27 protein-coding genes, 1 tRNA gene and 1 pseudogene are annotated in these 25,790 nt (G+C 66.9%); 7 read left to right on the plus strand and 22 right to left on the minus strand.

What is annotated here, in order from left to right; all coding sequences use genetic code 11:
• Positions 1-71: 71 nt before the first annotated feature.
• A complete protein-coding gene (gene trxA / locus G361_RS0115950) occupies positions 72-470 on the plus strand; it encodes a thioredoxin (protein ID WP_019928094.1) in 399 nt (132 codons plus the stop codon).
• 72 nt (positions 471-542) lie between these two features.
• Here trxA and G361_RS0115955 read toward each other — a convergent pair whose 3' ends face one another.
• The gene (locus G361_RS0115955) at positions 543-977 is read right to left on the minus strand and encodes an alpha-isopropylmalate synthase regulatory domain-containing protein (RefSeq protein ID WP_019928095.1); all 435 of its coding nucleotides are present in this window, start codon (positions 975-977) and stop codon (positions 543-545) included.
• Positions 978-1,522: 545 nt separating this feature from the next.
• Between G361_RS0115955 and G361_RS43765 the strand changes: the two genes are divergently transcribed.
• Positions 1,523-1,855 carry a four-helix bundle copper-binding protein gene (locus G361_RS43765; protein WP_019928096.1) on the plus strand — a complete coding sequence of 111 codons (333 nt, stop codon included), beginning with the start codon at positions 1,523-1,525 and terminating at the stop codon, positions 1,853-1,855.
• 73 nt (positions 1,856-1,928) lie between these two features.
• On the opposite strand, the gene polA is transcribed toward G361_RS43765, so the two are convergent.
• The 7 genes and pseudogenes from polA to G361_RS0115990 form a co-directional block, all read right to left on the minus strand.
• Positions 1,929-4,670, minus strand: a complete 2,742-nt coding sequence (gene polA / locus G361_RS0115965; protein ID WP_019928097.1) for a DNA polymerase I — start codon at positions 4,668-4,670, stop codon at positions 1,929-1,931.
• 37 nt (positions 4,671-4,707) lie between these two features.
• Positions 4,708-5,403 carry an ABC transporter ATP-binding protein gene (locus G361_RS50970; protein ID WP_231387023.1) on the minus strand — a complete coding sequence of 232 codons (696 nt, stop codon included), beginning with the start codon at positions 5,401-5,403 and terminating at the stop codon, positions 4,708-4,710.
• A gap of 147 nt (positions 5,404-5,550) precedes the next feature.
• Positions 5,551-6,501 (minus strand): annotated as a pseudogene (locus G361_RS50975) (ABC transporter ATP-binding protein); the annotation flags it as partial.
• Positions 6,498-8,063 carry a branched-chain amino acid ABC transporter permease gene (locus G361_RS46985; protein ID WP_019928099.1) on the minus strand — a complete coding sequence of 522 codons (1,566 nt, stop codon included), beginning with the start codon at positions 8,061-8,063 and terminating at the stop codon, positions 6,498-6,500. The gene G361_RS46985 and the pseudogene G361_RS50975, both read right to left, overlap by 4 nt.
• Positions 8,060-9,097 (minus strand): branched-chain amino acid ABC transporter permease, encoded by a 1,038-nt coding sequence (locus tag G361_RS0115980; protein ID WP_019928100.1) that lies wholly within the window; start codon positions 9,095-9,097, stop codon positions 8,060-8,062. The genes G361_RS46985 and G361_RS0115980 overlap by 4 nt, the downstream gene beginning before the upstream one ends.
• Positions 9,098-9,191: 94 nt before the next feature.
• Positions 9,192-10,400 (minus strand): branched-chain amino acid ABC transporter substrate-binding protein, encoded by a 1,209-nt coding sequence (locus G361_RS0115985; protein ID WP_019928101.1) that lies wholly within the window; start codon positions 10,398-10,400, stop codon positions 9,192-9,194.
• A 248-nt stretch (positions 10,401-10,648) separates the two neighbouring features.
• On the minus strand, positions 10,649-11,275 hold the full coding sequence (locus tag G361_RS0115990; RefSeq protein ID WP_019928102.1) for an ANTAR domain-containing response regulator: 627 nt from the start codon (positions 11,273-11,275) through the stop codon (positions 10,649-10,651).
• Between the two features lie 202 nt (positions 11,276-11,477).
• Between G361_RS0115990 and G361_RS0115995 the strand changes: the two genes are divergently transcribed.
• Positions 11,478-11,561 (plus strand) — tRNA-Leu (locus G361_RS0115995).
• 44 nt (positions 11,562-11,605) lie between these two features.
• Here G361_RS0115995 and G361_RS0116000 read toward each other — a convergent pair.
• The 9 genes from G361_RS0116000 to G361_RS0116045 all read right to left on the minus strand — a co-directional run bounded on the left by G361_RS0116000 (position 11,606) and on the right by G361_RS0116045 (position 18,810).
• Positions 11,606-12,814, minus strand: a complete 1,209-nt coding sequence (locus tag G361_RS0116000) for a site-specific integrase (RefSeq protein ID WP_081635397.1) — start codon at positions 12,812-12,814, stop codon at positions 11,606-11,608.
• Positions 12,814-13,020, minus strand: a complete 207-nt coding sequence (locus G361_RS0116005; RefSeq protein ID WP_019928104.1) for an AlpA family transcriptional regulator — start codon at positions 13,018-13,020, stop codon at positions 12,814-12,816. Before G361_RS0116005 ends, G361_RS0116000 begins: the two co-directional genes overlap by 1 nt.
• 15 nt (positions 13,021-13,035) lie before the next feature.
• Entirely contained in the window at positions 13,036-14,736 is a 1,701-nt protein-coding gene (locus G361_RS0116010; RefSeq protein ID WP_052172668.1) for a replication initiator, read from the minus strand.
• Between the two features lie 95 nt (positions 14,737-14,831).
• Positions 14,832-15,482, minus strand: a complete 651-nt coding sequence (locus G361_RS43780) for a hypothetical protein (protein WP_019928107.1) — start codon at positions 15,480-15,482, stop codon at positions 14,832-14,834.
• Between the two features lie 189 nt (positions 15,483-15,671).
• Positions 15,672-15,797: a hypothetical protein gene (locus G361_RS51465; RefSeq protein ID WP_019928108.1), complete on the minus strand. Its 126-nt coding sequence runs from the start codon at positions 15,795-15,797 to the stop codon at positions 15,672-15,674.
• Positions 15,794-17,071: an FtsK/SpoIIIE domain-containing protein gene (locus G361_RS43785; RefSeq protein ID WP_019928109.1), complete on the minus strand. Its 1,278-nt coding sequence runs from the start codon at positions 17,069-17,071 to the stop codon at positions 15,794-15,796. The genes G361_RS51465 and G361_RS43785 overlap by 4 nt, the downstream gene beginning before the upstream one ends.
• Before the next feature lie 409 nt (positions 17,072-17,480).
• On the minus strand, positions 17,481-18,086 hold the full coding sequence (locus tag G361_RS46990; protein ID WP_155981470.1) for a DUF2637 domain-containing protein: 606 nt from the start codon (positions 18,084-18,086) through the stop codon (positions 17,481-17,483).
• 5 nt (positions 18,087-18,091) lie between these two features.
• Entirely contained in the window at positions 18,092-18,304 is a 213-nt protein-coding gene (locus G361_RS0116040) for a hypothetical protein (protein WP_231386885.1), read from the minus strand.
• A gap of 59 nt (positions 18,305-18,363) precedes the next feature.
• Entirely contained in the window at positions 18,364-18,810 is a 447-nt protein-coding gene (locus tag G361_RS0116045) for a hypothetical protein (RefSeq protein ID WP_019928113.1), read from the minus strand.
• Between the two features lie 133 nt (positions 18,811-18,943).
• Between G361_RS0116045 and G361_RS43795 the strand changes: the two genes are divergently transcribed.
• Positions 18,944-19,297 (plus strand): winged helix-turn-helix domain-containing protein, encoded by a 354-nt coding sequence (locus tag G361_RS43795; protein WP_019928114.1) that lies wholly within the window; start codon positions 18,944-18,946, stop codon positions 19,295-19,297.
• A gap of 150 nt (positions 19,298-19,447) precedes the next feature.
• Here the strand turns inward: G361_RS43795 and G361_RS0116055 are convergent, their stop codons facing one another.
• The 4 genes from G361_RS0116055 to G361_RS43800 form a co-directional block, all read right to left on the minus strand.
• Positions 19,448-19,762 (minus strand): hypothetical protein, encoded by a 315-nt coding sequence (locus G361_RS0116055; protein ID WP_019928115.1) that lies wholly within the window; start codon positions 19,760-19,762, stop codon positions 19,448-19,450.
• Entirely contained in the window at positions 19,762-20,376 is a 615-nt protein-coding gene (locus G361_RS0116060; RefSeq protein WP_019928116.1) for a hypothetical protein, read from the minus strand. Before G361_RS0116060 ends, G361_RS0116055 begins: the two co-directional genes overlap by 1 nt.
• Positions 20,373-20,777: a hypothetical protein gene (locus G361_RS0116065; RefSeq protein ID WP_155981471.1), complete on the minus strand. Its 405-nt coding sequence runs from the start codon at positions 20,775-20,777 to the stop codon at positions 20,373-20,375. The genes G361_RS0116060 and G361_RS0116065 overlap by 4 nt, the downstream gene beginning before the upstream one ends.
• A gap of 168 nt (positions 20,778-20,945) precedes the next feature.
• On the minus strand, positions 20,946-21,602 hold the full coding sequence (locus G361_RS43800; RefSeq protein WP_036494131.1) for a histidine phosphatase family protein: 657 nt from the start codon (positions 21,600-21,602) through the stop codon (positions 20,946-20,948).
• A gap of 690 nt (positions 21,603-22,292) precedes the next feature.
• Between G361_RS43800 and G361_RS43805 the strand changes: the two genes are divergently transcribed.
• Together G361_RS43805 and G361_RS0116090 are read left to right on the plus strand one after the other, a co-directional pair.
• Positions 22,293-22,649 carry a GntR family transcriptional regulator gene (locus G361_RS43805; protein WP_231386886.1) on the plus strand — a complete coding sequence of 119 codons (357 nt, stop codon included), beginning with the start codon at positions 22,293-22,295 and terminating at the stop codon, positions 22,647-22,649.
• 286 nt (positions 22,650-22,935) lie between these two features.
• The gene (locus G361_RS0116090) at positions 22,936-24,201 is read left to right on the plus strand and encodes a hypothetical protein (RefSeq protein WP_026343091.1); all 1,266 of its coding nucleotides are present in this window, start codon (positions 22,936-22,938) and stop codon (positions 24,199-24,201) included.
• On the opposite strand, the gene G361_RS0116095 is transcribed toward G361_RS0116090, so the two are convergent.
• A complete protein-coding gene (locus G361_RS0116095; protein ID WP_026343092.1) occupies positions 24,194-24,853 on the minus strand; it encodes an HAD family hydrolase in 660 nt (219 codons plus the stop codon). The two genes, G361_RS0116090 and G361_RS0116095, sit on opposite strands and share 8 nt — an antisense overlap.
• Before the next feature lie 524 nt (positions 24,854-25,377).
• Here G361_RS0116095 and G361_RS49420 point away from each other — a divergent pair.
• The gene (locus G361_RS49420) at positions 25,378-25,740 is read left to right on the plus strand and encodes a hypothetical protein (RefSeq protein WP_155981472.1); all 363 of its coding nucleotides are present in this window, start codon (positions 25,378-25,380) and stop codon (positions 25,738-25,740) included.
• Positions 25,741-25,790 lie beyond the last annotated feature (50 nt).

The raw sequence follows: 25,790 nt of genomic DNA on the forward strand, positions 1-25,790 counted from the left end.
ACGTACCGGTACGGAAGATAACGGGGTCGTCCGGCGTTGCAACCGGCAGTCCCACGACATGAGAGGATCCCATGGCTACGCAGACGCTGACCGAGCAGAATTTCGATGAGGTCGTCGCCGGCAACGATGTCGTACTCGTCGATTTCTGGGCCGAGTGGTGCGGCCCGTGCCGGGCCTTCGCGCCGACCTACGAGGCGTCGTCGGAGAAGCATACCGACGTCATCCACGGCAAGGTCGACACCGAGGCCCAGCAGGGACTCGCCGCCGCGGCCAACATTCGCTCCATCCCGACCATCATGGCGTTCCGTCAGGGCGTGCTGGTCTTCGCGCAGCCGGGCTCGTTGCCGCCGGCCGCGCTCGAGGATCTCCTCACCCAGGTGAAGGCGCTCGACATGGACGAGGTGCGCAAGCAGCTCGCCGAGCAGACCGGCACCGAGGAGCCCGCCGGACGGGCCTCCGCCGCCGAGTAACCGCGGACGAATCACCTTACGCCGCACCGGATCTTGATCCGGTGCGGCGCTGTTTTCGGCGGGTGCCGCGGCTCAGGACAGGCTGCTGAGCCCGGCGATCATCGCGCGGACGCTGGACTCGGCGCTGTCGTCGGCCACGGCCGCACCCCAGCTCCGATGCCCGTTGCACTCGCACTGGACGAAGGTCGCGGTGCCGTCGCCGGTCTGGCGCTGGTGGAACTGGAGGATCTCGACCGGATAACCCTCCTCGTAGAGGGCCGAGGTCAGCGCGGCCACCGGGCTGCCCGCCGACACCACGGTCCGGAGGCGGCCCCCGAACTCGAGTGTCGCGGTGTACCCGGCGGGCAGCTCCTGCTGCCCGGTGGGGGCCCATTCACCGAGCCGGACGGGACCGGTGTGCCCGCAGTATCGGTCGTAGAATTCGGCGGGGGTCAGCCCCGCGCTCTCGGTCCGCAGGCCCTTGGGCGCGGCGGCGATGAAGGCATGTGCATCTATGGTGATCGTCATGGTTGACTAGGTCTTCCCAGGCTTTGTCGTATCTGATGACAGAGGGGACCAGCGCAAAGCAGAAGTTCGGTGTGAGTTCTGTTCGACCCGCAGCGGGGGGCCGGTCCGAATCAGACCCCGCTGCGGCGGAGAACTACGAGAAGTACAGCGGCAGCCTTCGCGGTGAGCGGAAGAAGCGCCGACCGGTCGCGGTCGGCGACATTCGGTAGGGCGCTACGGCTGGCAGCGGTGTTCGGCACGGCATCGACAATATGGACTCGAACGCCCGATGGCAACCATTTGGACACGGAACCGATGAGTAACTTCGGCACACACCTTCATGAACGCCGAACCAACGCGTGACGACCGTTCCAGCAACCGCCGATCCAGCATGTCGCAGCAGGTAGCGCCGGTAACGATCGAAGCGGCAAATTCCCGGAAAACGGATTCGAATGTCCGATTCATGCCACTCTCGCGATAGCCGCAGAGCCCGGCGGGCATTCGACGATCCGGGCCGACCGACCCGCCGGCGACGTCGCCGCGATGTTCGTGCCGAGGAGATTGAGATGACCGATCTGACGATTCAGAACGCGATCAACCACCTGCTCGGTTGCCACCGCCGGTGCGAGCATCAGATCACCGAATCGCTGAGCCGCGGCAGTGAGCACGCGACCGCGCGGCACATCCAGACCCTGCGCGATTGTTCCGATCTGTGCCGCCTCGCCGGCGACCTGCTCGACCGCAATTCGGAATGGGACGGCCGGATCTGCGAACTGACCGCCCGGGTGTGCGCCGACACCGCCGAACGCTGCGAGCGGCTCGGCGAGACGGCCTGCGCCTCGGTCTGCCGGGCGGCCTCCGAGGCCTGCCACGCCTTCGTCGCGGCCGCCGCCGTCTGACCCAGCGCCGCAACCACTTTCGGCCGGCCGCGCCGGGCAGACCGCGGCGGTCACCGGCACCACCCGCGCCGCGTCAGTGGGCCGCCGCGTCCCAGCTGCGGCCGACGCCGACGGAGACCTCGAGCGGTACCGAGAGTTCGATGGCGTTCGACATGTGGTCGCGCGCAAGGGCTTCCAGCGCCTCTCGTTCGCCGGCGGCGACCTCGAAGAGCAGTTCGTCGTGGATCTGCAGCAGCATCCGGGAGCGCAGGCCGGCGGCCTTCACCGCGGTCTGCACGTTGATCATCGCGACCTTGATGATGTCGGCGGCCGTGCCCTGGATGGGGGCGTTGAGGGCCATGCGCTCGGCGGCCTCGCGGCGTTGCCGGTTGCTGGAGTCCAGATCGGGCAGGTAGCGGCGGCGGCCGAACAGGGTCTCGGTGTAGCCGACCTTGCGGGCCTGGTCGACCGCGTCGTTGAGGTAGTCGCGGATCGCGCCGAAGCGGGTGAAGTAGACCTCCATCTGCGCCTTCGCCTCGTCGGCGCTGATCTTCAGCTGTTGCGACAGGCCGTAGGCGGACAGGCCGTAGGCCAGGCCGTACGACATGGCCTTGATGCGGCGGCGCAGCTCCGGGGTGACCTCGGTGATCGGGATGTCGAACGCCTTGGACGCGACGAAACTGTGCAGATCCTCGCCGGAGTTGAACGCCTCGATCAGGCCCGCGTCCTTGGACAGGTGGGCCATGATGCGCATCTCGATCTGGCTGTAGTCGGCCGTCATCAGCGATTCGAACCCCGGACCGACCACGAAGGTGTCGCGGATGCGGCGGCCGGTATCGGTGCGGATCGGGATGTTCTGCAGATTCGGCTCGGTGGACGACAACCGGCCGGTGGCGGCCACGGTCTGATTGAAGGTGGTGTGGATGCGGCCGTCGTCGGCGACCGCCTTCAGCAGGCCGTCGACGGTCACCTTGAGCCGGGTGGCGTCGCGATGCGCCAGCAGATGTTCCAGGAACGGGTGCTGGGTCTTCTCGAACAGCGATTCCAGCGCGTCGGCGTCGGTGGTGTAACCGGTCTTGGTGCGCTTGGTCTTCGGCATGTCGAGCTCGTCGAACAGCACCACCTGCAACTGCTTCGGCGAGCCGAGGTTGATCTGCTTGCCGATGACCTCGTACGAGGCGTTCGCGGCCTCCGCCACCTTGTCGGCGAACTCCTGCTGCAACTCCTCCAGGCGGGCGACGTCGACCGCGATACCCGCCCCCTCCAGCTCGGCCAGCACGCCGAGCAGCGGCAACTCCATATCGGTGAGCAGACCGGTGGACTCGATGCCGCGCAGCTCGGCGTCGAAGGCGTCGGCGAGGTCGGCGACGGCGCGGGCGCGCAGCAGTTCGGCGCGGGCGATCTCGGCGTCGACCTGTTCGGCGTCATCGAGCAGGGACAGCTGGGTGTCGTCGGGGTCCTCCACCCGCAACTCGCGCGAGAGGTAGCGCAGCGACAGATCGTCGAGGTTGAAGGTGCGCTGACCCGGCCGGACCAGGTACGCGGCCAGCGCGGTGTCGCTGGACAGCCCGCCGAGGGTCCAGCCGCGGCCGTGCAGCGCGTGCATCGCGGATTTGGCCTCGTGCGCCGCCTTCGGGGTCCTCGGGTCGGCCAGCCAGGCACCGAGAGCCCGCTCGTCCTCCGGGGTGAGGGCGACCACGTCGAAATAGCCGCTCTCGCCGTCGGCGGCGGCGATCGCCATCGCGGTCACGTCGCCGTGACCGGGGGTGCCGGTGCCGACCACCGAAAGACCGTGGCGCACACCCACTCCGGCGTGATCGGCGAGCCAGTCGGCGGCGGCGCCGGGCTCGATCGCCCCGCCGGAGATCTCGAAGCCGGATTCCGCCTCCGGCTCCGGCGGCGCCAGCGTCTCGAACAGCCGGTCGCGCAGGACCCGGAACTCCAGATCGTCGAACAGCTGGTGGATCTTGTCGCGGTCCCACGGCTGCTGGGCGAGCTGGTCGGGGGTGTAGGGCAGCTGCACATCCTTGACCATCTCGGTGAGCTGCCGATTGAGTACGACGCTGGACAGGTTGGCCCGCAGCGCGTCGCCGACCTTGCCCTTCACCGTGTCGACCCGGTCGACCAGCGCGTTCAGATCGCCGTACTCGCGGATCCACTTCGCGGCCGTCTTCTCCCCCACCCCCGGGATGCCGGGCAGGTTGTCGCTCGGGTCGCCGCGCAGCGCCGCGAAATCCGGATACTGCAGCGGGGTGAGCCCGTACTTCTCCTCGACCGCCGCCGGGGTGAACCGGGTGAGGTCGGAGACGCCCTTGCGCGGGTAGAGCACCGTGACATCGTCGTTGACCAGTTGCAGGGAGTCCCGGTCGCCGGTGACGATGAGCACCCGGAACCCTTGCGGCACAGCCTGATCGGTGAGCGTGGCGATGACATCGTCGGCCTCGTAACCGTCGATCGCCAGCGTGGGGATGCCCAGCGCCGCGAGCACCTCCTTGGTGATCTCCACCTGGCCGCGGAACTCGTCCGGCGTCTGGCTGCGATTGGCCTTGTACTCCGGATACGCCTCGGTGCGGAAGGTCTTGCGGCTGACGTCGAATGCGGCCGCGACATGCGTGGGCTTCTCGTCGCGCAACAGGTTGATCAGCATGGCGGTGAACCCGTACACCGCATTCGTGGTCTGCCCGGTGACGGTCTTGAAGTTCTCGGCGGGCAGCGCGAAGAATGCGCGGTAGGCCAGCGAATGCCCGTCCAGCAGCAACAGCGTGGGCCGTTCACCGGCCGGATGCGCGGTGGCGGCGGACGAACTCTGGCGCTGATCGGTGGTGGTGGGGGTCACCCGGAAGAGTCTAGGGACACCCACCGACACCGTCGGACTAGCCCACCCCCAGGTACGCCGACTTCACCGCCGAATCGGTGAGCAGCGCATGTCCCGCGCCGGTCTTGGTGACCTCACCGGTCTCCAGGATGTAGGCGCGATCGCTGCGGGTCAGCGCCTGCTGGGCGTTCTGCTCGACCAGCAGCACCGTGGTGCCCTGCGCGTTGATCTCGCCGATGATCCGGAAGATCTGCTGGATCACCATCGGCGCCAGCCCCATCGACGGCTCGTCCAGCAGCAGCAGTTTCGGCCGGGCCATCAGCGCGCGGCCGATGGCCAGCATCTGCTGTTCACCGCCGGAGAGGGTGCCGCCGACCTGTTTGCGCCGCTCGGCCAGCCGCGGGAACAGGCCGAACACCCACTCCAGCGTGCTGTCGTATTCCGCCTTCTTGTCGAAAGGCCTTGCGTGGCAACCCATGTCGAGGTTCTCCTGCACGGTCATCCCGGGGAACACGCCACGCCCCTCGGGCGCCTGGATCAGTCCGGCGACCACCCGTTCGTGGGCCCGCATCCGGGTGATGTCCTTGCCCTCGAACATGATCCGGCCCCGGGTCAGGGGCAGCAGGCCGGACAGCGCGCGCATGGTGGTGGTCTTGCCGGCGCCGTTGGCGCCGAGCAGGGTGACCAGTTCGCCCTCCGACACGTTCAGCGAGATACCGTGCAGCGCTTGGATTCTGCCATAGTTGACCACCATGTCCTCGACCGCCAGCAGCGGTCCGGCGGGGCGGTTGGCCGGCACCGGGGGCTTCGCGGACGGATCGGCCACCACCGGCAGCACGGTGGTCTGGGTGCCCTCGTTGACGAACAGCGAGGACGGGGCGGGCGCGCCGGGCTCGGCCGCGGCGGCCTCGTCGTCGGGGACGCCGAGGTAGGCGGCGACCACCGCGGGATCCTCGCGGATCGCCCCCGGCAGCCCGTCGGCGATCTTGCGGCCGAACTCCAGCACCACGATCCGGTCGGTCACGCCCATCACCAGGCGCATGTCGTGCTCGATGAGCAGGACGGTGAACCCGTCGTCGCGGATCTTGTGGATCAACTCCATCAGCGCGGCCTTCTCGGCCGGGTTGAATCCGGCCGCGGGCTCGTCCAGGCACAGCAGTTTCGGCTCGGTGGCCAGCGCGCGAGCGATCTCCAGCCGGCGCTGATCGCCGTAGGAGAGGTTGCGCGCCTTCTCCACCGCGCGCGGCGCGATGCCGACGAATTCGAGCAGCGCCATCCCGCGCTCGATGGCGTCGCGCTCCTCGCGGCGATGCCGCGGGGTGCGCAGGATCGCACCCGGCACCGAGGTGTGGTGCCGGGCATCGGTACCCACCACCACGTTCTCCAGCGCCGTCATCTCGCCGAACAACCGGATGTTCTGGAAGGTGCGCGCGATACCGAGCCGGGTGATCTCGTTGCGCTTGGACTTCGTCAGCGGTTTCCCGTCGAAGTACACCGTGCCCGCGGCCGGCCGGTACACGCCGGTGATCGCGTTGAAGCAGGTGGTCTTGCCGGCGCCGTTGGGCCCGATCAGGCCGAGGATCTCGCCGCGGCGGATCTCGAAGCTCACTCCGTCCAGCGCGGTCAGGCCGCCGAACCGGACGGTGAGCCCGTCGGTGCGCAGCAGCGGCTCGCCGACCGCGGTCTCGATATCGCGATGCGGCGCAACCACATCCGCGACCGCGCCGGCATCGGCCAGCACCGGCAGTACGGCCGTCACGTCGACCTCGCCGGCGCTGGCGACCTCCGGCGCGGCGGCGTAGCCCGCGGCCAGATCCTCGTTGTCGAACAGCGCCCCGCCCGGACCCGTCATCGCCCCGCTCCTGCCAGTTCCCGATCGGCCGGTTGCCGGACCGCCTGATACACCTGCCGGCCGAAGGTGAGCAGCTTCTGCCGCACCGGGAACAGGCCCTGCGGCCGCAGAATCATCATCACCACCAGCGCGACACCGAAGTACAGATATTTGAGGTCACCGAGATTCTGCGCGCCGCCGGGGCGGAACAACAACACGCTGCCCAGCAGCAGGGCCGCCATGATCCCGGTGAAGATGGTCAGCGTGATCACCGCCCGCCGCGGCCACGGCGGCAACCGGTCACCGAGGTTGCGCAGCACCAGGATCAGCGCGACGAAGGCCACCACGTCGACACCCAGCAGCACATAGCCGGTGGTCTGGTCGGACACCAGATGCACCGAGGTCAGCCGGGCCGGCAGGTACGCGATGATGAACGCGCCGACCAGCACGCCCAGCTTGTTGCCCTGGCCGCCGATGACCACCGCGCACAGGAACAGCATGGAGTTGACCACGTTGAACTGGGTCGGGTTCACGAACTGCACCTGACCGGCGTACATCGCGCCGGAGACGCCGCCCACCGCGGCGCCGATGGTGAATGCCCACAGTTTGTACTTGAAGGTCGGCACGCCCATGATCTCGGCGGCGTCCTCGTCCTCGCGGATCGCCACCCAGGCCCGGCCGACCCGGCTGCGTTCCAGATTGCCGACCACCAGCAGCATGACCACGATCAGCACCATGCCCAGCCAGTACCAATAGGTGCCGTAACCGGCCCGGTCCAGCGGGTTCAGGCTGGACGGATCGCCCACGTTGCCGGCCGAGAACACGCCGTCCGGTTTCTGTGCCGACTCGCCGACGTGCGGATAGGCGACCTCGGACAGGCCCAGGCTGCCGTTGGTGATGTCGTCGAGGTTGTCCGCGAGCAGGCGCACGATCTCGCCGAAGCCGAGGGTCACGATCGCCAGGTAGTCGCCGCGCAACCGCAGCGTCGGCGAGCCCAGGATCAGGCCGGACAACGCGGTGACCAGCGCCGCCAGCGGCAGGCAGGCCAGCCAGGCCCACTTCGTGTCCAGCCAGCCGCCGTGGGTCTGGTTCCAGGGACTGTTCTTGCTGGTCAGCAGCGATACCGTATACGCGCCGACGGCGTAGAAGCCGACGTAGCCGAGGTCGAGCAGGCCCGCCTGGCCGACCACCACGTTCAACCCGATGGCGACCAGGCAGTACATCGCCACCTGGGCCATGACCAGGCCGAAATTGTAGGCCGGGGTGTCCATCCCCGGCGGCGGGTACAGCGGCAGCAGGGCCAGCAGGATCAGGATCGGCACGCCGACACCCCACTGCGCGGGCCGGCTCAGGCCACCCCACCAGGTCCGCACCGAATCGCCGAGGCCCGGCCGCGGCGCGGTGTCCCCCTGGACCGGGAGCACCGTCGTGTCGTCTCCGGCGCGCCGCTTGGGCTCGGGCCGGGACGCCTCCTTCGGATCGCGCCGCTTGGGCACGGGCCGCGCCACCTCGTTCGGGTCGCGGCGCTTGGGGACGGGCCGGTCGGGCCGGTGCTCCGCCGGTCCGGGATTCTGATCGGTCATGCCCGCGCCCTTCCCAGGCTCTCTCCGAGGATGCCCGTGGGCCGCACCATCAGTACCAGGACCAGCACCAGGAACGCCACGACGTCACGCCATTGGGTACCGAACAGGATCTGCCCGTACTGCTCGACCACACCGAGCAGCAGGCCGCCGAGCAGCGCGCCGCGCAGATTGCCGATACCGCCGAGCACCGCGGCGCTGAACGCCTTGATACCCAGGATGAATCCGCCGGAGTAGATGATGCCGTTGGGGATCTTCACCGTGTACAGCAGCGCGGCGGCGCCGGCGAGTACGCCACCGATGAAGAAGGTCAGCACGATCACGCGCTCCCGGGACACGCCCATCAGGGTCGCGGTGTCGGGATCCTGCGCGACCGCGCGGATGGCCCGGCCGAACCGGGTCCGGTTGATCACCACCTCGGTGGCCAGCGCCAGCGCGACCGCGGCCAGCACGATCAGGATGGTGATGTTGGTGATGTCGGCGCCGAGGAAGCCGAACTGCTTGGTCGGCTGCACCAGGATGATCGGCTGCTGCGCGTTCGGACCGCCCAGGGACGGAACGAGTTTCGGCAGGATGAAGTGCACGAACTCCTGCAGCACGAAGGACATGCCGATCGCGGTGATGAGGAAGCTCAGCGGCCGGGCGCCGCGCTTGCGCAGCGGCCGGTAGGCCACCCGCTCCAGCCCGACGGCCACACCGCCGGACACCAGCATGCCGACGATCATCGCCAGCACCAGATAGACGCAGGTCAGCACCACTCCCTCGGAGTAGGCGTCCGGCGCCGCGGCGAAACCGAACAGCATCAACCCGACCAACTGGCCGAACATGCCGAGCATGAACACCTCGGAATGCGCGAAGTTGATCAACCGCAGCACGCCGTAGACCAGGGTGTACCCCACCGCCACCAGTGCGTAGATGGCGCCGTAGGTCAACCCGTCGACGGTCAGCCGCCAGAAGTTGTCGAACACGGCCTGGTAGTCGAAGCCGATCGAGGCACCGACCAGGTGTACCGAATCGGCCCAAGTTGTTGTCGTCATACGTGTTTCGCCCTCATCAGTGGTGCGGCCACGACAACAGCACGTGCGGGACGGACGAGCGGCCGTCCCGCACGTGCTGCGCCGGCGTGACCGGTTACTTGACCGTGTAGATCCAGATCAGCGCACTGGACAGCTCGCCGTTCGCATTCCACTTGTAATGGCGGCCCAGGCCGTCGCCCTCGTAGTTGCGCACGTAGTCGAGCAGGTCCGGCCGGGTCAGCTTGCCACCGTCGATGCCCTTGGCGAAAATCGTCGCGATGTCGTACGCCTCGACCGAGTACACACCCGGCGGCTGGTTGTTCAGCGCGGCGTAGTCCTTGGCGAACTTGTCGGGGGCCGGGCCACACGGGCAGGTGAGGGCCGCGCCCTTGGCGGCGCTACCGGCCTGCTTCACGAACTGCGGATCGTTGACGCCGTCGGGGCCGACGAAGACGGCCTTCACGCCACCGGACTTCAGCTGTGCGGCCAGCGGCGCGCCCTCGGCGTAGTAGCCGGCGTAGAACACGGCGTCCGGATTCGCGGCGGCGACCTTGGTGACGGTCGCGGAGAAGTCCTTGTCGCCCTTCTTCACGTTGCCCGCGCAGGCCGGGTCGGCCGCGGCGCCGAGACCCTCGGTGATGCTCTTGGCCAGGCCGGTGCCGTAGTCGGTGTTGTCCTGGACGACGCAGACCTTCTTGTAGCCCGCGGTGCCCACCAGGTACTTGGCCACCGAGGGGCCCTGTACGTCGTCGTTGGCCAGACCGCGGAAGAAGGTGGTCCAGCCGTTCTGGGTGAGGGTGGCGTTGGTCGCCGACGCGGTCACCGAGACCAGGCCGCCGTCGCTGAGGATCTTGCCGGTCGCCTTGGTCTCACCGGAGAAGGCCGGGCCGACCAGGCCGATGACCGACTTGTCGGCGATGATCTGCGGGATCACGCCGGTGGCCTTCTGCGGGTCACCCTCGGTGTCCCAGGTCTTGAACTCGATCTTGCAGCCGGGATTGGCCTTGTTGTGCTGGTCGATCGCCAGCTTCGCGCCGTCGGCGATGTTGATTCCGAGCGCCGCGTCGCCGCCGGTCAGCGCGCCGGCGAAGGCGATGGTGGTACCCGCCGGGCAGGTGGCGCTGCCGGTGCCGGCCGGATCGGCCGCCTTCGCGGTGTCGGTGGCCGGGACGGGCTTACCGTCCGCGTCGACCTGCGTGACCGGCTGGATGGAGAGGGCGCCGGCGCCGCTCGACCCGGAGGTCTCCGAACCGCCACCACTGGTCGTCGTCTTCGAACTACACCCCGTGAGTACCAGGGCGGCAGCCGCACCGAGAACCAACAAACCTCGCGTGGTACGACCGCGCCGTGTCGAGCTGAGCACGTTTCACCTCTACGTTCTGCGCAACCCCCCGGCTGACCGAGAGGGGACCGATCATGTCGGCCCAGGCTCAGAACATAGCGTCGCGACGTTAGCTCTGCATCACATTCGAGTCATCGGTATGACGTTCGCACACGATAAACTCGGCACCGTGTTGCCGCCGTGTAAACACATGGCTATTCGACTGTGCGCGAATGGCGCCGACGGCCGCGCTACGACTTCGGCGCCAAATTCTCCAGCACCACTTCGGCTACGGCCTTCATGGTCGTGCGGCGATCCATGGCGGTGCGCTGGATCCACTTGAAGGCCTGCGGTTCGGACAGGCCCTGCGTCTGCATCAGCACACCCTTGGCGCGCTCGACCAGTTTCCGGGTTTCCAGGCGCTCCGAGAGATTCGCCACCTCGCTCTCCAGCGCGGAGATTTCGTGGTATCGGCTGGCCGCGAGTTCGATGGCGGGCACCAGATCCGATTTGGTGAACGGCTTGACCAGATAGGCCATCGCACCCGCGTCGCGGGCCCGCTCGACCAGGTCGCGCTGGCTGAACGCGGTCAGGATCACCACGGGCGCAACGCGTTTCGACGCGATCTCGGCGGCCGCGTCGATACCGTCCCGGCGCGGCATCTTCACGTCCATGATCACCAGGTCCGGCCGCAGTTCCTCGGCCAGGTCCACCGCCTGCTGGCCGTCGCCGGCCTCACCCACCACCTGATAGCCCTCCTCGGAGAGCATCTCCACCAGGTCCATCCGGATCAGCGCCTCGTCCTCGGCCACCACCACGCGCTTCGCGGCGGCGGCCCCGGGGGCGTCCTTCTTGGCGCCCCCTGCTGTCGTTCCCATAGATAGACCCCTCATGTCTCCGATGCCAGTACTCGACGCAGTACCGGCAACGACGCCACCCCTACCACCGCACCGGCACACCCGAGTAGCTAAAGCGTACCGGTGAACTCCGCGCGCCAACCCATCTACCCTGCACGGACCGATCGGCATCACACCGATTCGGTTTCTCGCCGCAGCTCGGGCTATGATGTGCGACCAGTGCGCCGAGTTGGCGGAACAGGCAGACGCGACGGTCTCAAAAACCGTTGTCCTCACGGACGTGTGGGTTCGAGTCCCACACTCGGCACTCGTTCGACCAGCCATTTCCCAATTCCCCTCGCGCCCAGTAATTCAGGCAGTCCGCAATTGGTCCGCAGCAGCGCGAGCGCCGGCATCCATTGCATCCGCGACCGGATCGAGATCGTCGGAGAACAGGTGGCCGTAGAGGTCCAGGGTCAAAGTCGCGGTCTTGTGCCCGAGCATCCGCTGAATGACCTTGATATTCGCCCCGGCACTGATCGCCAACGACGCCGCGGTATGACGAAGACCATGCGGTACGACTCCGGACAATCCGGCCGATTCCGCGGCCTGGTCGAATACCCATCGGAACTCGGTCGAGGTGAGATGGCCGCCCTTGTGTGAGGGGAACACCAGCGAATCGGGCCGGTGGCCCTCCAGCAGACTGCCGAGATCTTTCGCGAGAGTGGCGGGCAGTGGCACGGCCCGCGAGGTGTGGTTCTTCGTGTCGGATTCCACCACGCCCTCCCCCGTCACTCCGGTTGCCGAACGGGTGATCCACAGGCGCCGCTTCCCCAGATCGACACTGTCCACCCGCAGCGCAGTCGCCTCTCCGAACCGGATCCCGGTGTACGCGAGGGTCAGCACCAGCGGACGGAATCGGCCGGCAGCCATCGCCAACCGCAGCACTTCCAGATGCGTCAGGTACCGGCGCTCAGCCGAATTCACCGCGGGCAAGTCGACATCCTCGGCCGGATTCACCGCCAGCCGTTTCGCCTTCACCGCATAACGCAGCACCCGCCCGAGCACTTGATAGGCCTGGACCACCCGCGATGCCGACAGGCCACGGCCCTCGAACCGGATACTGCCCGAGGTGGACAAGGTGACCACCCATTCCTGAATGTCTTCCCACTCGATATCCCGCAGTGCGACACTCCCCCACCGCGGAATCACGAGGGTGTCCAGCAGCGACCGATAACCAGCGACGGTCTTCGGCTTGCAGCCCTTCTTCGTGGTGAACCATTTCTCGGCGACCACTGCGAACAGCACACCGCTACGGTCCGGGTCCACCCACGTGCCGGTGACGGCTTTCGTGGTCACGTCACCGTCGAGGAATTTCTGAGCCTCGGCCTTCGTCGCGAAGGACCGTGCCCGTTCCACGCCGTTCGGATCCACATACCGAGCACGCCACCGCTTGCCCTTGCCGAACAACTCGGACTTCACCCGCTTCCGCGCCTTGACGCCGGTGACCGGGTCGACCACGGTGACAGTCTTGTACCAGCGATCTTCCACCCCCGACCGAGGATTCCTGCGCGCTGGCATCACGCCACCTTCCCGCCGCGGCCCGTCGCGCGTTCCTGCTCGACGATCCACGCCAGCACCGCCGACCGCTTCCACACCCGCCGCCGCGGCCCCAGCTTGAAACTGTCCGGGCCGTAACCGATATGCGCCCACCATCGCCAGGTAGCCTCCGGAATCCCGGTCAGCGCCTCACAGCCCTTCGCCCGTAGATACTCTTCTTCAGCCATGTCCGGCCCTCCTACCTATGCCGCGACCGGCATATCCGAAACTTGTTGCGCCACAGACGGACTCGCCAGTCCGAGCGCGGTGTTGTAGTCGTTCTGCCATATCGTTCGTTCGGCGATTGCCGAGAAGATCAGCTGTTCACGGGTCGGCACGTCCGGGTCCGACGCGTCGGTCAACCGGACGATCCAGCTTTCGGAGTGGGCCTGTTTGGCCTTGCCGACCGCGGTGAGGACTTGCCGAACGAATTCGGCCCGGTCCGCCTTGTGGTCCGGGAGCGTCTTGTTGCTCCACCGCCGCGAGACCAGCACCCGACGACCCCGCAGGCCGAGGGTGTCCCGCCGGTGCGCTTTGCCCTTGCAGCGGCCTGGTTGTGTCTTCGCCTTCGCGTTCCGCGGGGCGATGCCGTATCGCAGCCATACCGCGCACGTCGGAGAGCACGGGGTGCGTTGCAACTCCTCGTGCAAGCGTTCGTAGTGCCGGCGGGTCCGGTCGTTCGGGGCTTCCAGGACTTCCCCAATGGACTTCGTGAGGTACTTGGTCAGGTAGCCGATGAGCCGGTTCGCGTCCTGGGTGCCGCCGAGCACACCCTTGGCCTTGTTCGGCCGCACCGGACCCCGCTCCCCCTCCGCATCCAGGTCGGACCCGTCGTCGGCGCCGATGTCGCGGGCGTCGGTCTGGACACCCCACCGGATCACGTGCGCCGGGTCCACGTCGTCCGCCTGGTCCATCACCGCGCGAGCGTCATCGAACGAGGTGAGGACGTATCCGGTGTCCGGGTCGACGAAGGCGTCCGCCTGGTAGTCCCAAACCGGCAGGTGGCCATCGGTATAGACCTCGTGGTCGAAGTGCGGCCACCACACTTGGTGATAAGTCGCCGCCAGAATCTGGGCGATCAGGCTGTGCGGGTCGGTGCCCCGGATCGCCAGATGCACATGCGGAGCACCACGACGCTGCGGCTCGACGGTCGCGAAGTACTGCACATCCCGCCCCGCTGCGCGGCGCCAATTCTGGATCGTGCGGTCGAACAGTTGCGGAAAGAACATCGCGTCCCGGGCAGCACGGCGGTAGTCGTAGGTGTCCGGGTCGACCGCGGACCCGTCGCCACACTCCCGCCCCTGTTTGTCGACCGCGCCCGTGGAGTGGCAGCGGCCGTAGGAGTCGAGGGTGAACGTGGCGAACATCGACGGCTGATACCGGCCCGCATACCTCCGGCCGGTCGTGTCCTTCGATACCTTCTTCCGGGGCAGGTCCGGCACATCCTGCCGGCGTCGAGTCGACTTCACCGACCGTGGCTTCGCCACCGCGTCGACACCGGGAATCCGGCCCCGCAAGCCCGTTTCCCGGAGCTCCCGGTCGAGATCGGCGATGACCTCACGGAAGCCCTGGGCAGTCAGTTCGTCGTCGGCTTCGCGAGCCGTCTTGTATTCGGCGAGCAGGTCCGCACGCGCGGTCAACAACGCCTGCTGATGCTCGGTCGGAGGCCGATGCTCGTCGGCGGGGTTGGTGGACATGTGCCAGCCCTCGTGGCACTGGGTCACCCGCAGCGCTTTCGCTTTCGTCGCGCAGCACGGGCAATCCGACTCCCGGGTCGTCTTGCACGCCGCCGCAACATATTTCGACTCACCGGACTCCGGCCGGAATGCACGCATCGGAATCGGCCGCTTGCACACCCTGTACTTCTCCGCCGCGGCCTGAGCGACTTCGACGATGTTCGGCATGGCCCGCCGCTGCGCCGCCGTCAGCCGAGCGTCCGGAGCGCCGGCAGGGTTCACGGCACCGTCGGAGACCGCACGGTTTGCCTCTGAGGAGGCGGTCATATGGCCGTTCCTTCCTGGTCGTCGCCGGGGAGACCGACAGGTGGTATCCGGGTCGGGACGGCGAGGGTGTCCCCGCGGCGCAGGACCAGTTGCACCAGTGCGGGACCGGTGATCGTGGCCCGGCATTCGATGGCGCCGAAGGCGTGCGCGAGGTGCTCGACGCGGTTCTCGTAGTCAGCGGGGCATTGACCGGGCAGCATCCGCACCCGCAGCACATCCGCCGCGACACCGATCGTGACCTGTTGCAGCACAGGCACACTCGCGATCCCGGCATGCTCGATGGTCAATCCGCAGGCGTGCAGGTGGGTGTTCCACCGGCGCCGGTACCGCCACCACACAAGGAACCGGGTCCGAGCACGGCCGGTCACCCACCGTTCGAACATCGCCGGTCGCTGCCAGCGCCAGAACACGATGCCCGCCGCGGACGCGCCGAATGCCACGGCCGCCGCCGGCCACCCCCACACCACACCCGCTGCCACCACAGCGACGACCGGCAGCGACAGCATCGGGAACAGCACCGCCCAGCAGACCAGGTTGCCGACGACGGTCGCCAAGACGAGGAACACGGCGCCGACGACCTCCAGGGCGTGTGGGCCGGTGCGGGTCGGCTCGACATGGACATGAAGGTCGGAGTTGGTGGTGGTCATTCGGTCACCTCTGGGATGTCGAACAGGGACTGTTGATCGCGGCGCGTGGACCGCGGCAGGCCTTTCGCCTTCGGCGTGTGGCCCGGTTCTTCGAGCGACGTACCTGATCGGCCGCCGCTTGCACGATCGGATTGACCTGCGAGGCAGCAGGTTTCGAGGACTTCGGCTCATCGTTGCCGGTCATGCCGGTCACGGTTCCGGTTCGTCGGGGCATTCGACGCCGGTCAGGCCGCGGCGTTCGGTCCACTGCCGCAACCAGATCCGGTCATCGAGCTCGGCATCGGCGACATGATCGAGGAAATCGGTGAGGGTCATGCGGCGGATCCGTTCTCGAAATCGGCGAGGCTGACCGGCCGCGGGACCGGCTTGTAGACAGCGACGATGCGATCCACGTCGTCGTCGGTGACCAGGAACGCCCGAGCACGCCGGAACCCAGCCGTACCGTCCTCCTGCACGAAACAGACACCCGGCGTGGTGTGCGGGATCCGGTCGCAGTACGAGCCGCGGTCACGGGCGCCTTGGCCGTGGATCATGGCGACCTGGGTCGGTTCGTCCATCGCCAACCCGATCCGATACGGCAGCAACTGCCGTTGCGGCACGTTCTCCTTGCTGGGGTCGATCACCGTCTCGATCACCGAGAACAACGGGGCGCGACCCTGACTGAGGAGCAGGCCGTGCGCCCGCTGGAAACGGCCCTGCAACTTCGGATCCGTGAACGCCGACAACGTCGCCGCCTCATCGATGATCGTGACCACCAGCGGGTTGTCCGGCGTCGGAACCGGTTTACGGACCCGGTCCCCGCGATATCGGCGAGCAGCCTCCTGCATATCCGAGACCGTCTCTTCCAGCTGACCGATCATCTCTTCCGGTGTGGTGCAGGAGAATCGGGTGCACAGGGGTTCGAGGAAGCCGAGTTCCATGCCGCCTTTCGGGTCGATCACCCGCAGCTCGACACGACCGGAGCGGATCGCCGGACCCATGCCGTTGACCAGCGACCACAACACCCCCGACTTCCCCGACCCGGTGCGGCCACCGAGCAGGACATGCCGGCCCTGGATCGGGACACCCCAGGTGTCACCGTCCTCGAACACGCCCGCGGGGACCGCCTCCAGGTCCACACCATCACCGGCCACCCGCGGCGCCGAGGCCGGGGCAGCGAGGGTGTCGAACACGCGTGCCTGGAGACGGACGAACCCCGGAAATCCTTGTGTGGCAGTGACTTCCGGTACACCGATGTACTGGGCCAGCGCGTCGAGAGTGCCCGGGTCGGTCCAGGTCTTCAAGTTCTGGCCACCACGGATCTGAATCTCGACGTCCAGGCCGTGTCCGGTGTAGACGGCATCGACGACGTGCGGGAATCCGTCCTCGATCGAGCCCAGGCCCAGGGACTTCCACATGACCCATTCCTGCGCCGGGTCGTAGAAGCACAACACCGCAGGACGGAGTTCGGCCGGGGCAGCGGCGAGGATGTCGGCCACGCTCGGGGCCGCCGACGCGGGTGTGCGGGACCAGACCAGCATCCGGGCACCCAGCACCAGCGCGACACCCCCGGCAATCACCACCGGAGCCAGCTCTGCCGCGGGAATCACCGGGCACCCCCCTCGGTCGGGCGGGACAGTTCACAGAACAATTGGCACCCTGACGAATCCGCCGACGGCAACGGCGGTTCACCGCAGAACATCCAGCACCCCGGACCGGCCACCGGGGCCACCGACGAGGACGAGACAGACGCCGGCGGATCGCTCGGCGAGGACGACGCCACCGCGGCAGTCGGGGCCGGAGTCGACTTCGGGTGCGGGACAGTGGAAGTGGCATGGCGGGAGACCAGTGCCAGGCCGACACCGGCAGCGATCACCACCACCCCGATACCGGTCGCGATATTCGGCAGGGCACCGGGACCGGAGGAAAAACGCACAGACTCAGACATCACCTCTCCTCAGAGTGGGCAGGATTGTTCGAAAAGAGTTGGAAGACTTCGCGATCCGGTGACCGCGACCGTCACTCGCCGGGAGCCGGGACCATCGACGGCACTATCGGCCGTACCACCGGCACCGGGTGGCGCCGCACCGGAACAGGCGGAACAGTGATCACCTCAGGCACCGGCGCCGCAGCAGACGAGGCAAGACCAGTCCGGTCGAGATCCGGAATCGATTCCGGCACAGTACTATTCACAGATTCGGGCACGGTCGCCGGTTCCGGATCGCGGACTGTGGCGCGCAACAGCAGCGCCAGGCCATGCGTGTCGACCAGCAGGCCGACCGGGGCGATAGCCGCCACCACCGCGCACGCCCAGCCGGGGAGTTCGTGGCCGTTGGCGATGGCGTGGAGGCTGTTACCGGCCACCGACACCACCGCCCCGACCACCAACACCCCGGTGAACCAGCGCCGCTCCGTCGACTTCGCCAGCACCAGCACCGCGGCGGTCGCCTGGACGATCGTGCCGTCGATGATCAACGGCAACAACCACGCATCCGACGCGGGAACGTGCGCAAGTGTCGCCAGGTCCCGCAGGGTCGAGAACGACAGGCGGAATGCGGCGGCGCCGACACCGACGATCACCAGGACCGCGAACATCCGCGCCCACCGCATTGCCCTCTGGTTCATGCCACTCACGCCACTTCCGGTGACCGGCCGGGCGCATCGGCCGACATCTCCGCGGCCAGGTGCTCCACCGAATCGTGAAGCATGAGTATCCGGGACACCGACTCCGCGAGGACGCGGGCATCCTCGATCCTCAAACCGACCGAAGCGTCATAGTCACCGAGCTTCACCAGCACGTACGCGGGAATCTGCGCCCCGTGTTCGGTGCCGTGGGTCGGCATGTACTCCGCTTTCACACCCTCGAACCTGTTGGCATGCAGCGACATCCACGACATGACGATCACGCGGCCTTTCCGGTCGCCGGACGCTTCGCACCCGAGGTGTCACCGGTGATCCCGGTGGCCCGGTACTGGAAACCGAGGTACTTGAATTCGCCCTGCCCCATCACCTTCGGCTCGGCGGTCAGCCCCTCCAGTTCGATCATCCGCATCCCGGTACCCGGCACGATCTCCGGGTTCGCCGGCACCGGCTGCACCTGCGCGACGAACACGATCTCGAACGAGGCCCGCTTCGCCTTGTCCTGGTGCGGATCGGTCACCGTCATCTTCCACAACGGCAAACCCGTCCCCTCACCGGTCTTCGGATCGATGTCGAACATCTGCTCCGCGACCGCCCCCGGGGTCGGGTTGTACTTCGTCAGCGCCGAGATCTCCCCCACCCCCACCAGGCCCTGCGGGAACGCCTCACCGAACGCGATCGGGAACTGATGACCCTTCTTGATCGCCATATGTCTTCTACCTCCATCGACTCGAACGCCGGACCACCCGACAGGACTAGACTACGATAGTTTACTAGTCCTGTCTAGTTAGTTGGTAGAAGACTGCTAGCTACTATGTAACCTAGTCTGATAGGGTCACGGCATGGCAGACCGGCCACCCAGCGACGACCCGAGGCCCGTATACCTGCGGATCGCCGACTCGCTGCGCCTCGCCCACGAACCCGGCAAGCAGCTGCCGTCGGTGCCGGCATTGGCGGCAACCTGGGGAGTCGCCAGGGAGACAATCCGTTCCGCCGTCGAAGTACTGCGCTCGGAAGGTCTCGTCGTGTCCTGGCGCGGCAAAGGGACCTTCTACCAAGCCCGCCCCGACAACGATCCCGCCGACGATCCGATAGCGCACCAATTGGTAGCCATACTCGCGCGCCTTAACAGCATTGAGAACCGGCTCGCCACCGTCGAACACCGCCTCGAGCGCTGCACACTCGACACCGCATGACCCGGAACCGGCGTCACGAAAGGCTCCAGGATCGGGCCGGCGACCGGCAGGCATGAACGGCACGAACCCCGATGCCTCGAGGGGAATACTCGACGGTGGCATCGGGGTTCCGGGTCTTCCCGCACGAGAAAGACGGGTAGGCCGAACGTTTTACAGGTGGGCGGCGATCACGGCGGTATCGGCGGTGCTGAGTCCGTGACCGCAGGCGTCGGTGGCGCAGGTACGGAGACCGCTGCGTTCCAGGATCGCGAGAAGACTGGTGTTCTGCTGCTGCGCGAGCTCGGTAGCGGTGGCGTGCAACGCGATAGCGGCCATGTGGACCACGGCCGCGGGTTCTTCACGCAGCAACGCCCAACCGTCCCCCTGAGGGTGCTCGGCCAGTTGCAACAGCAGCGCAGCAGCACGACGGTGCAGGTAGGACATGTGGTTGTCGTGCAGGACAGCGACAGTGGCAGCGGTCGTCATCAGCGTCTCCCCCGATCAGCGACCGGCGCGACGGCTTCGGCGAGGCAGGTGGAGCTGTAGTGCCTGATCTCGCCGTACCCGCACCCCTCGCACCAATGGACCACCAGCACAAGCCAATGCGTGAACCACGGTGGGATCGCGGCACGAACGTTTCCGGGCAGTTCGTACCAGGCCAGGCCCTGGGGGCGGCGGCAGCGCACACAGTACTGCGCGATCCCGGTCCCGAAGGTTTCCAGGACACTGCGGTGCCGCCTGTCGATGCTTACGATCTCGAACACCCGCGGATCTGTCGGTGCACGGGTGCCGGTCCGCGGGACCGGCTGGAGGACTGCGGCGGTGGGCCGGGCGACGAGTTCGCCGTGACCGATACCGCAGAAATGGATTTCGACGGTGCTCCACCAGGGGAGGGCGGGTTCGGTGAGGGTGTAGACGGTGACAGCGTGGTCGCCCTGCTCGAGATCGGCCGGAGTGCCGCAGGTGGGAATGGCGCAGGACTGGTAGGTGTCGGTGGCGACGGCGCGCAGTGACATGGGTGAGGTGTCGCCGGCGACGGTGAGGCCGACGAACGTCCGGGCCGCGTCGGAGACGGTAGGGGTGGGAGTGGGGCTGGTCATGTGCGGGCGAGTCCTTCCAGCATGGCGAGCAGTTCAGCGGTGCCGAGCGTGAGCATCGGGGCAGCGGGTTCGGGCGGGTCCTCGAGGTCGATGCCTCGGCCGGCGGCCCGGTCACGCAGGCTCACCGTTTGCGGGACGACTTTGCCCGCGAGAACCAGGATTTGGAGGGCGGCGCGTTTGACGACACAGGTGTGCGGAGTGCACGCACGGTGCCGGCGCCACAGCCGGTGTGCCTGGTCGACGTCGGTGTGCGCGCACACAACGAGCGCGGCAACAGGTAGTGCGGTCACGATTTCCCCACAAGCGATGAATCGGTGATGGATCACCCCGGCGGCACCCGACTGGGTGAAGGGCGGCACCATGTGGGCCGGGTACCGCCGGGGCTTCGATCCCTGTGCCACACGGAAACGGTATGTGCGGCACAGGGTTTCCGGTGAGAGAAGGAGTTTCCGGTGCGGACCGGGTCTGCGTCCGGTTCGCGGGTTGGCCGGGCCGGAAACCCCCTTGCTCTCTCCGGGTTCCCGGTCCGCGCTGGTGCAGTGAGAGGGCGGACCAGGAAGCATAGAAGGTCAGTCGAGGTGTCGAGTATCGTTGTGACGCACAAGGTTCCAGCGCCGGTGGCCGTTGGGCGGGTTGGTGTGGCGCAGTGGAGCGTGTTCCCAGGTGGTGACGCCGGTGTAGTCCACGGTGAACGTGATGTCCGCGCGCGCCCACGGCAACAGGGAGAAGAAGTTCATCGACGCGGCCATGACCGTCTCGCGGTGGCCGACCACGGCGACGGTTCGACCGGGGTAGCGGCGCACGAGGTCGGCCAGGTCACGGCCGGTGCGACGCTGGTAGGTCGTCCACGATTCGGCACCGCGGGCAAGCGGCTGGTCCGGGTGCAGAGCGGGCGCGTCACCGAATCCGGCGATGATCTCCGGCCACGGCCGCCCCTCCCCTTCGCCGTAGTTCGGCGCCGACAGCGCAGGGAACACCGGCTGATCGAGGGCAGCGGCGAGGATTTCCCCGGTCTGCCTCGCACGGGCCGCAATACTGCTGTACACGGCGTCGATCCCGTAATCCTGTTGGCTAGCAAGATATTTGGCGAGTCGGCTGGCTTGCTCGCGGCCTCGATCGGTCAGTCCGCGGCAGGTACGGACGCCAGCGGCGACATCGTCGATGTTGGCGTGCGCTTCGCCGTGGCGTACGAGTATCAGGCGAGTCGGCGCCTGGTCGTCTGTCACTGTCGTTCTCCTGGAAGTGTGAAGGTGATAGCCCCCGCCCCGAGCACTGTCGAACGCCGGGGGCTACCCCTTCCTCCCGGTACAGCGGCCCTGAATCCTTACGCTGGCCGGGAAGTCATCGAGGTACGGGCGTCGGCGCGACACTGCGGGCAACGCTCCGGGGATTCCTGCGGGTGCGCGTGCCCCAGCGCACGGAGGTTCAGCCAGCAATACCGCCACAACTCGCAGGTGTCATACGTGCAGTGAGTGTGCAGCGGATCGTTCATAGCCGCGTGCTGCTCGGCGGCGGTCATCGCGTTGCCCACCGGGGCGCGGTGAAACTTGCTGTCGTTCACAGTGTTTCCCGCCGTCAGTAGCCGAAGTGCGGGTCGGTGGCGGGCACGAGCTTCCCCGCGGACACCAGATGCCGATGCGCCTGCGCCTTGACGGCGCAATCCTCGATCGAGCACTCGAGATGCGATTGCATGACCCGATGAGCCGAACCATCGGTCATCCGGTCCTCGGGTATCGCGGCGTGGCTGGATGGTGGAAGGCCGAACATAACGTCTCCGGGTGAGTGAGGCGGTGCCGAATCCGAATATTCGAAGACTAGGTTACCTAGTACATATGGATTAGGCCGGTGAATGGGTAGTAACTGGCCGACTACTGGGTTGCTGAGATTGTCTAGAACATATGAGTAAACTAGTTTTCATGACAGATCGACTGATGGACCCCGACGACCCGCGGCCTGTCTATCTGCGCATCGCCGACGAACTACGCCACGCCTATGAGCCGGGCGCGCAGCTGCCGTCCGTGCCGAAAGTGGCCGAACAATGGGGAGTCGCCAGGGAAACCGTGCGCTCCGCCATCGACGTACTCCGCAACGAAGGTCTGATCGTTTCGTGGCAGGGACGCGGTACCTTCTACCGCACCCGCCCCGCAGACGATGCCGACAACGCCGGCATCCCCACAGACCCCGTCATACTCCAGCAGCTAGACGCGATCATGAGCCGGCTCGACCTCCTAGAAGCTCGCCTCGCTCGGGTCGAGTCGGCCCGAGATTCCTGAGCCGGTCCTCGATCACGCCCAGGCGGGCGCAGATGATGTCCAACCGATCCAACAAACTCGCATTGTCTCGCTCATCTTCGCCAGCAGGCCCGGACGACCCCGCCGCATCTCGCTCCGTCCGATCAGCCACGTCGCGACTCCTTCCCCGTCCCAACCGACCTAATGGCTACATCAGCAAGCGTGCATCACCCGCAATGCACAGAGAAGGCCAAACAAGAGGACATTCGATGGCCACCTTGTAGATTACGCCCTGCCCTATGTCCTCTTATGGCGCTACACTGGCGGGGTGACTTCTCCAGGAAACGCAGCACTACGCGCCGCGCGGCAATCACTTGGCTATCGATCTCAATCCGCGCTTGCCGACGCGTTGAACGAGACAGCACGCAGCATCGGACTACGTGTCGCAATCAATACGCGAACTGTTCGTCGATGGGAGTCCACAGAGCCGCCCTGGCCGCAGCCCGAACACGCCACCGTGCTGGAGGCCCTGTTTCGACGGCCACTCGGCGAACTGGGTTTCACCCCACCCTGGTCGGAAGCCTCCAACGGCGGCCCGGCTCCCCGAGGTACGACCTCGGAAACGTGGGCGACTCGACACTTCACCACCGGCAACGCAACACTGCCGGCATCGGTGGCTACCGACTTCATGGCCGTCACGGTCGCGCAACGGCACCTCTACTGGTCGATACCGCCCGCACGACTACACCGATCAGTCGCCGAGCACGCAGCGTTGGGGGCGGACCTGCTGTCTCAGGTGCCCGAGTCCGCGAAGCCGATGCTGGCACGTGCCATCTCGGAATCAAGCTTGCTGGCTGGGCGCCTGGAGTTCTTCGACCTTCAGCAGCCTGTCCAGGCACAACCGAGTTTCGTGCTCGCGCTTCAAGCTGCACACGAGGCTGACGATCCACTGCTCGGAGCAGCCGCACTGGCCCACATGGCTTTTGCACCTGCGTTTTCCGGCGACCCGTCCCGAGCAGAAGAAGCGCGGGACAAGATGCGGGCCGCGCGAGCGTTCGCACGCCGAGGAAACGGCAGTGCCGAAATGCTTGCCTGGCTCGACGCGGTAGAAGCCGAAGTCGAGACCCGCTTCGGGGATACACGCCGAGCACTCAGCCTGATCCAGCACGCCGAAGCGACCTACGAAGAACACGATCCCGAGACGAACGCCTCCCCAGCCTGGTTGGACTGGTTCTCACCACTTCGGCTCGCCGGCTTCAAGGGCAACACACTGGTGGTCGCAGGGCAGGCCCGCGCAGCACGGGAGACATTGGAACAGGTACTGGCCGCGCTGCCCGAAGAGTCGGTCAAACAGCGCGCCATATACCTGGCCGACGCCGCGGCTGCGGCAGTCCTGGAAAGCGATCCGGACTTGGCCTGCACCTACCTACAGCAGGCCCTCGATATCCTCAGCCGAACCTGGTACGCCACCGGGATGGATCGGGTGAAGACCGTCCGTCAGTCACTGCGCGAGTGGGACTCGGTACCTGCCGTGCGAGCCCTGGACGATCGGCTGTACGACTGGCACACCACAGTCAATTCGCTGATCAGCTAACCGAAACGTTCTCCGCGGCAACGATTTCCGGAAGCTCACCGAGATCACTGATCTTCCAATCGGACAGGTCCGTGACCTCTTGCTTGTCCCGGAGTATCCATCCCCACGGCCCGCGCTGGAGATAGGCCGTGCGCATACCGGCCTTCTTCGCCGGCGCCACGTCGTTATCGATCCGGTCACCGACATAGACGATCTCGCCAGCAGGCGCCGGTGCGGCCTCCACGACCTTCGCGAAGAACTCCGCGGACGGCTTCTCGACACCCCAATCGTCCGAGGTCGCAATGAAGTCGGTGGGCAGGTTCAGGCTGCGCAGGATACGGCCGGACCGCACAGTCTGGTTGCCGACGATGCCGACCCAGATGCCTTGGCGCTGTAGCTCCGACAGCGCAGGACGTACGTCGGGATACAGGTCATCCTCACTATAGGACTCCGGCTTGCCAGCATCGACCCGAGCCTGCCTCTCCTTCGCCAGGTCGAACCCCGGCCTGAACACTTGGAAGGTATCGAGGTAGCTCCCGCCGGTCGCGATCGTAGCGCCGAAGACCGCCGCGAACGTATGACGTGGCACGCCGAGCCAATCCGCCCAAGTCCCGTACTCCCGCGTCTCATCAACCAGGGTCTCGCCAACGTCGAACACAACGGCCGAAATCATGCGGTCACGGTACCTGCCGCGCTCGGCTTCTTGCCCTGGGGCCTTCACCCCGAACGATCACGGTCGGGCGATCCAGTCCACGGCGGTCGGTGTCGAGCGTCGGGTGAAGCCAGTGTGTCAACCATCAGTCGAACCACGACAACCGAACACGTTGTAGTACTGCCGAATTTCGCTGTATAGGTTCAAGAGCGGCAGCGGCCCTGCGGGCCGCCACCGCCACGCTACGACGCGCAGCGCGGCTCCCAAAAAGCGGTCGCCGCGGCGCGCCGGCGCGTCGGTGGCCGCCCTTCACGCCGCTGCCGCTCGTTCCCCGGCGGCTCACCTTGCAATGACCGAGCGGTGCTGGGCGCGAAACAGTCGTACCCGACTCGGCCTCCCGCAGCCGATTGCGAACCGCCGGCACCATCACCAGTCGACCTGCTGTGGTCAACACCTCGAACCCGATCAGCTGTAGTCGTCGCGGGGCCCTGGTTGCAGCGCAGCGGGATTGCCTGGTGACTTTTCTGCGATGGCAAGATGTGCCGATGGCGTGGTGGCAAATCGTTCTCGGCTGGGGAGGCGGGATCATCTCAGCAGTTATCGCTGCTAGCGTCGCCGTCCGCAGTGCGCGGAAGACCCCATACGAAGCGCTCAGAGCTTTAGTCGAGTTGCACGACAGCGAGCACCTGTCGGACGAGCAACGCGCCGTCCTCGACAAGGCCATCGAGTGGGAGATCGGTCGTCTTGCTGGGATCACGAATGCCCGCTGGCGCGGCTTCTGGGCGTATGTCCGTGAACGGGTACGTCAGCTGCTGCCAGCGGCCGCCCCTGGTCAAAGGGACCTCTTCGGCGAGCAGATCGACCAGGCATTCCAGCGCAGACCCAGGCAGCCCCCACCTTCCCCGTAGGCGTGAACCGGGGTCGCGTTGGTACCCCGCCCTTCCTCATAGCCGAATGG

The organism is Nocardia sp. BMG111209 (assembly GCF_000381925.1).
GTDB lineage: Bacteria > Actinomycetota > Actinomycetes > Mycobacteriales > Mycobacteriaceae > Nocardia.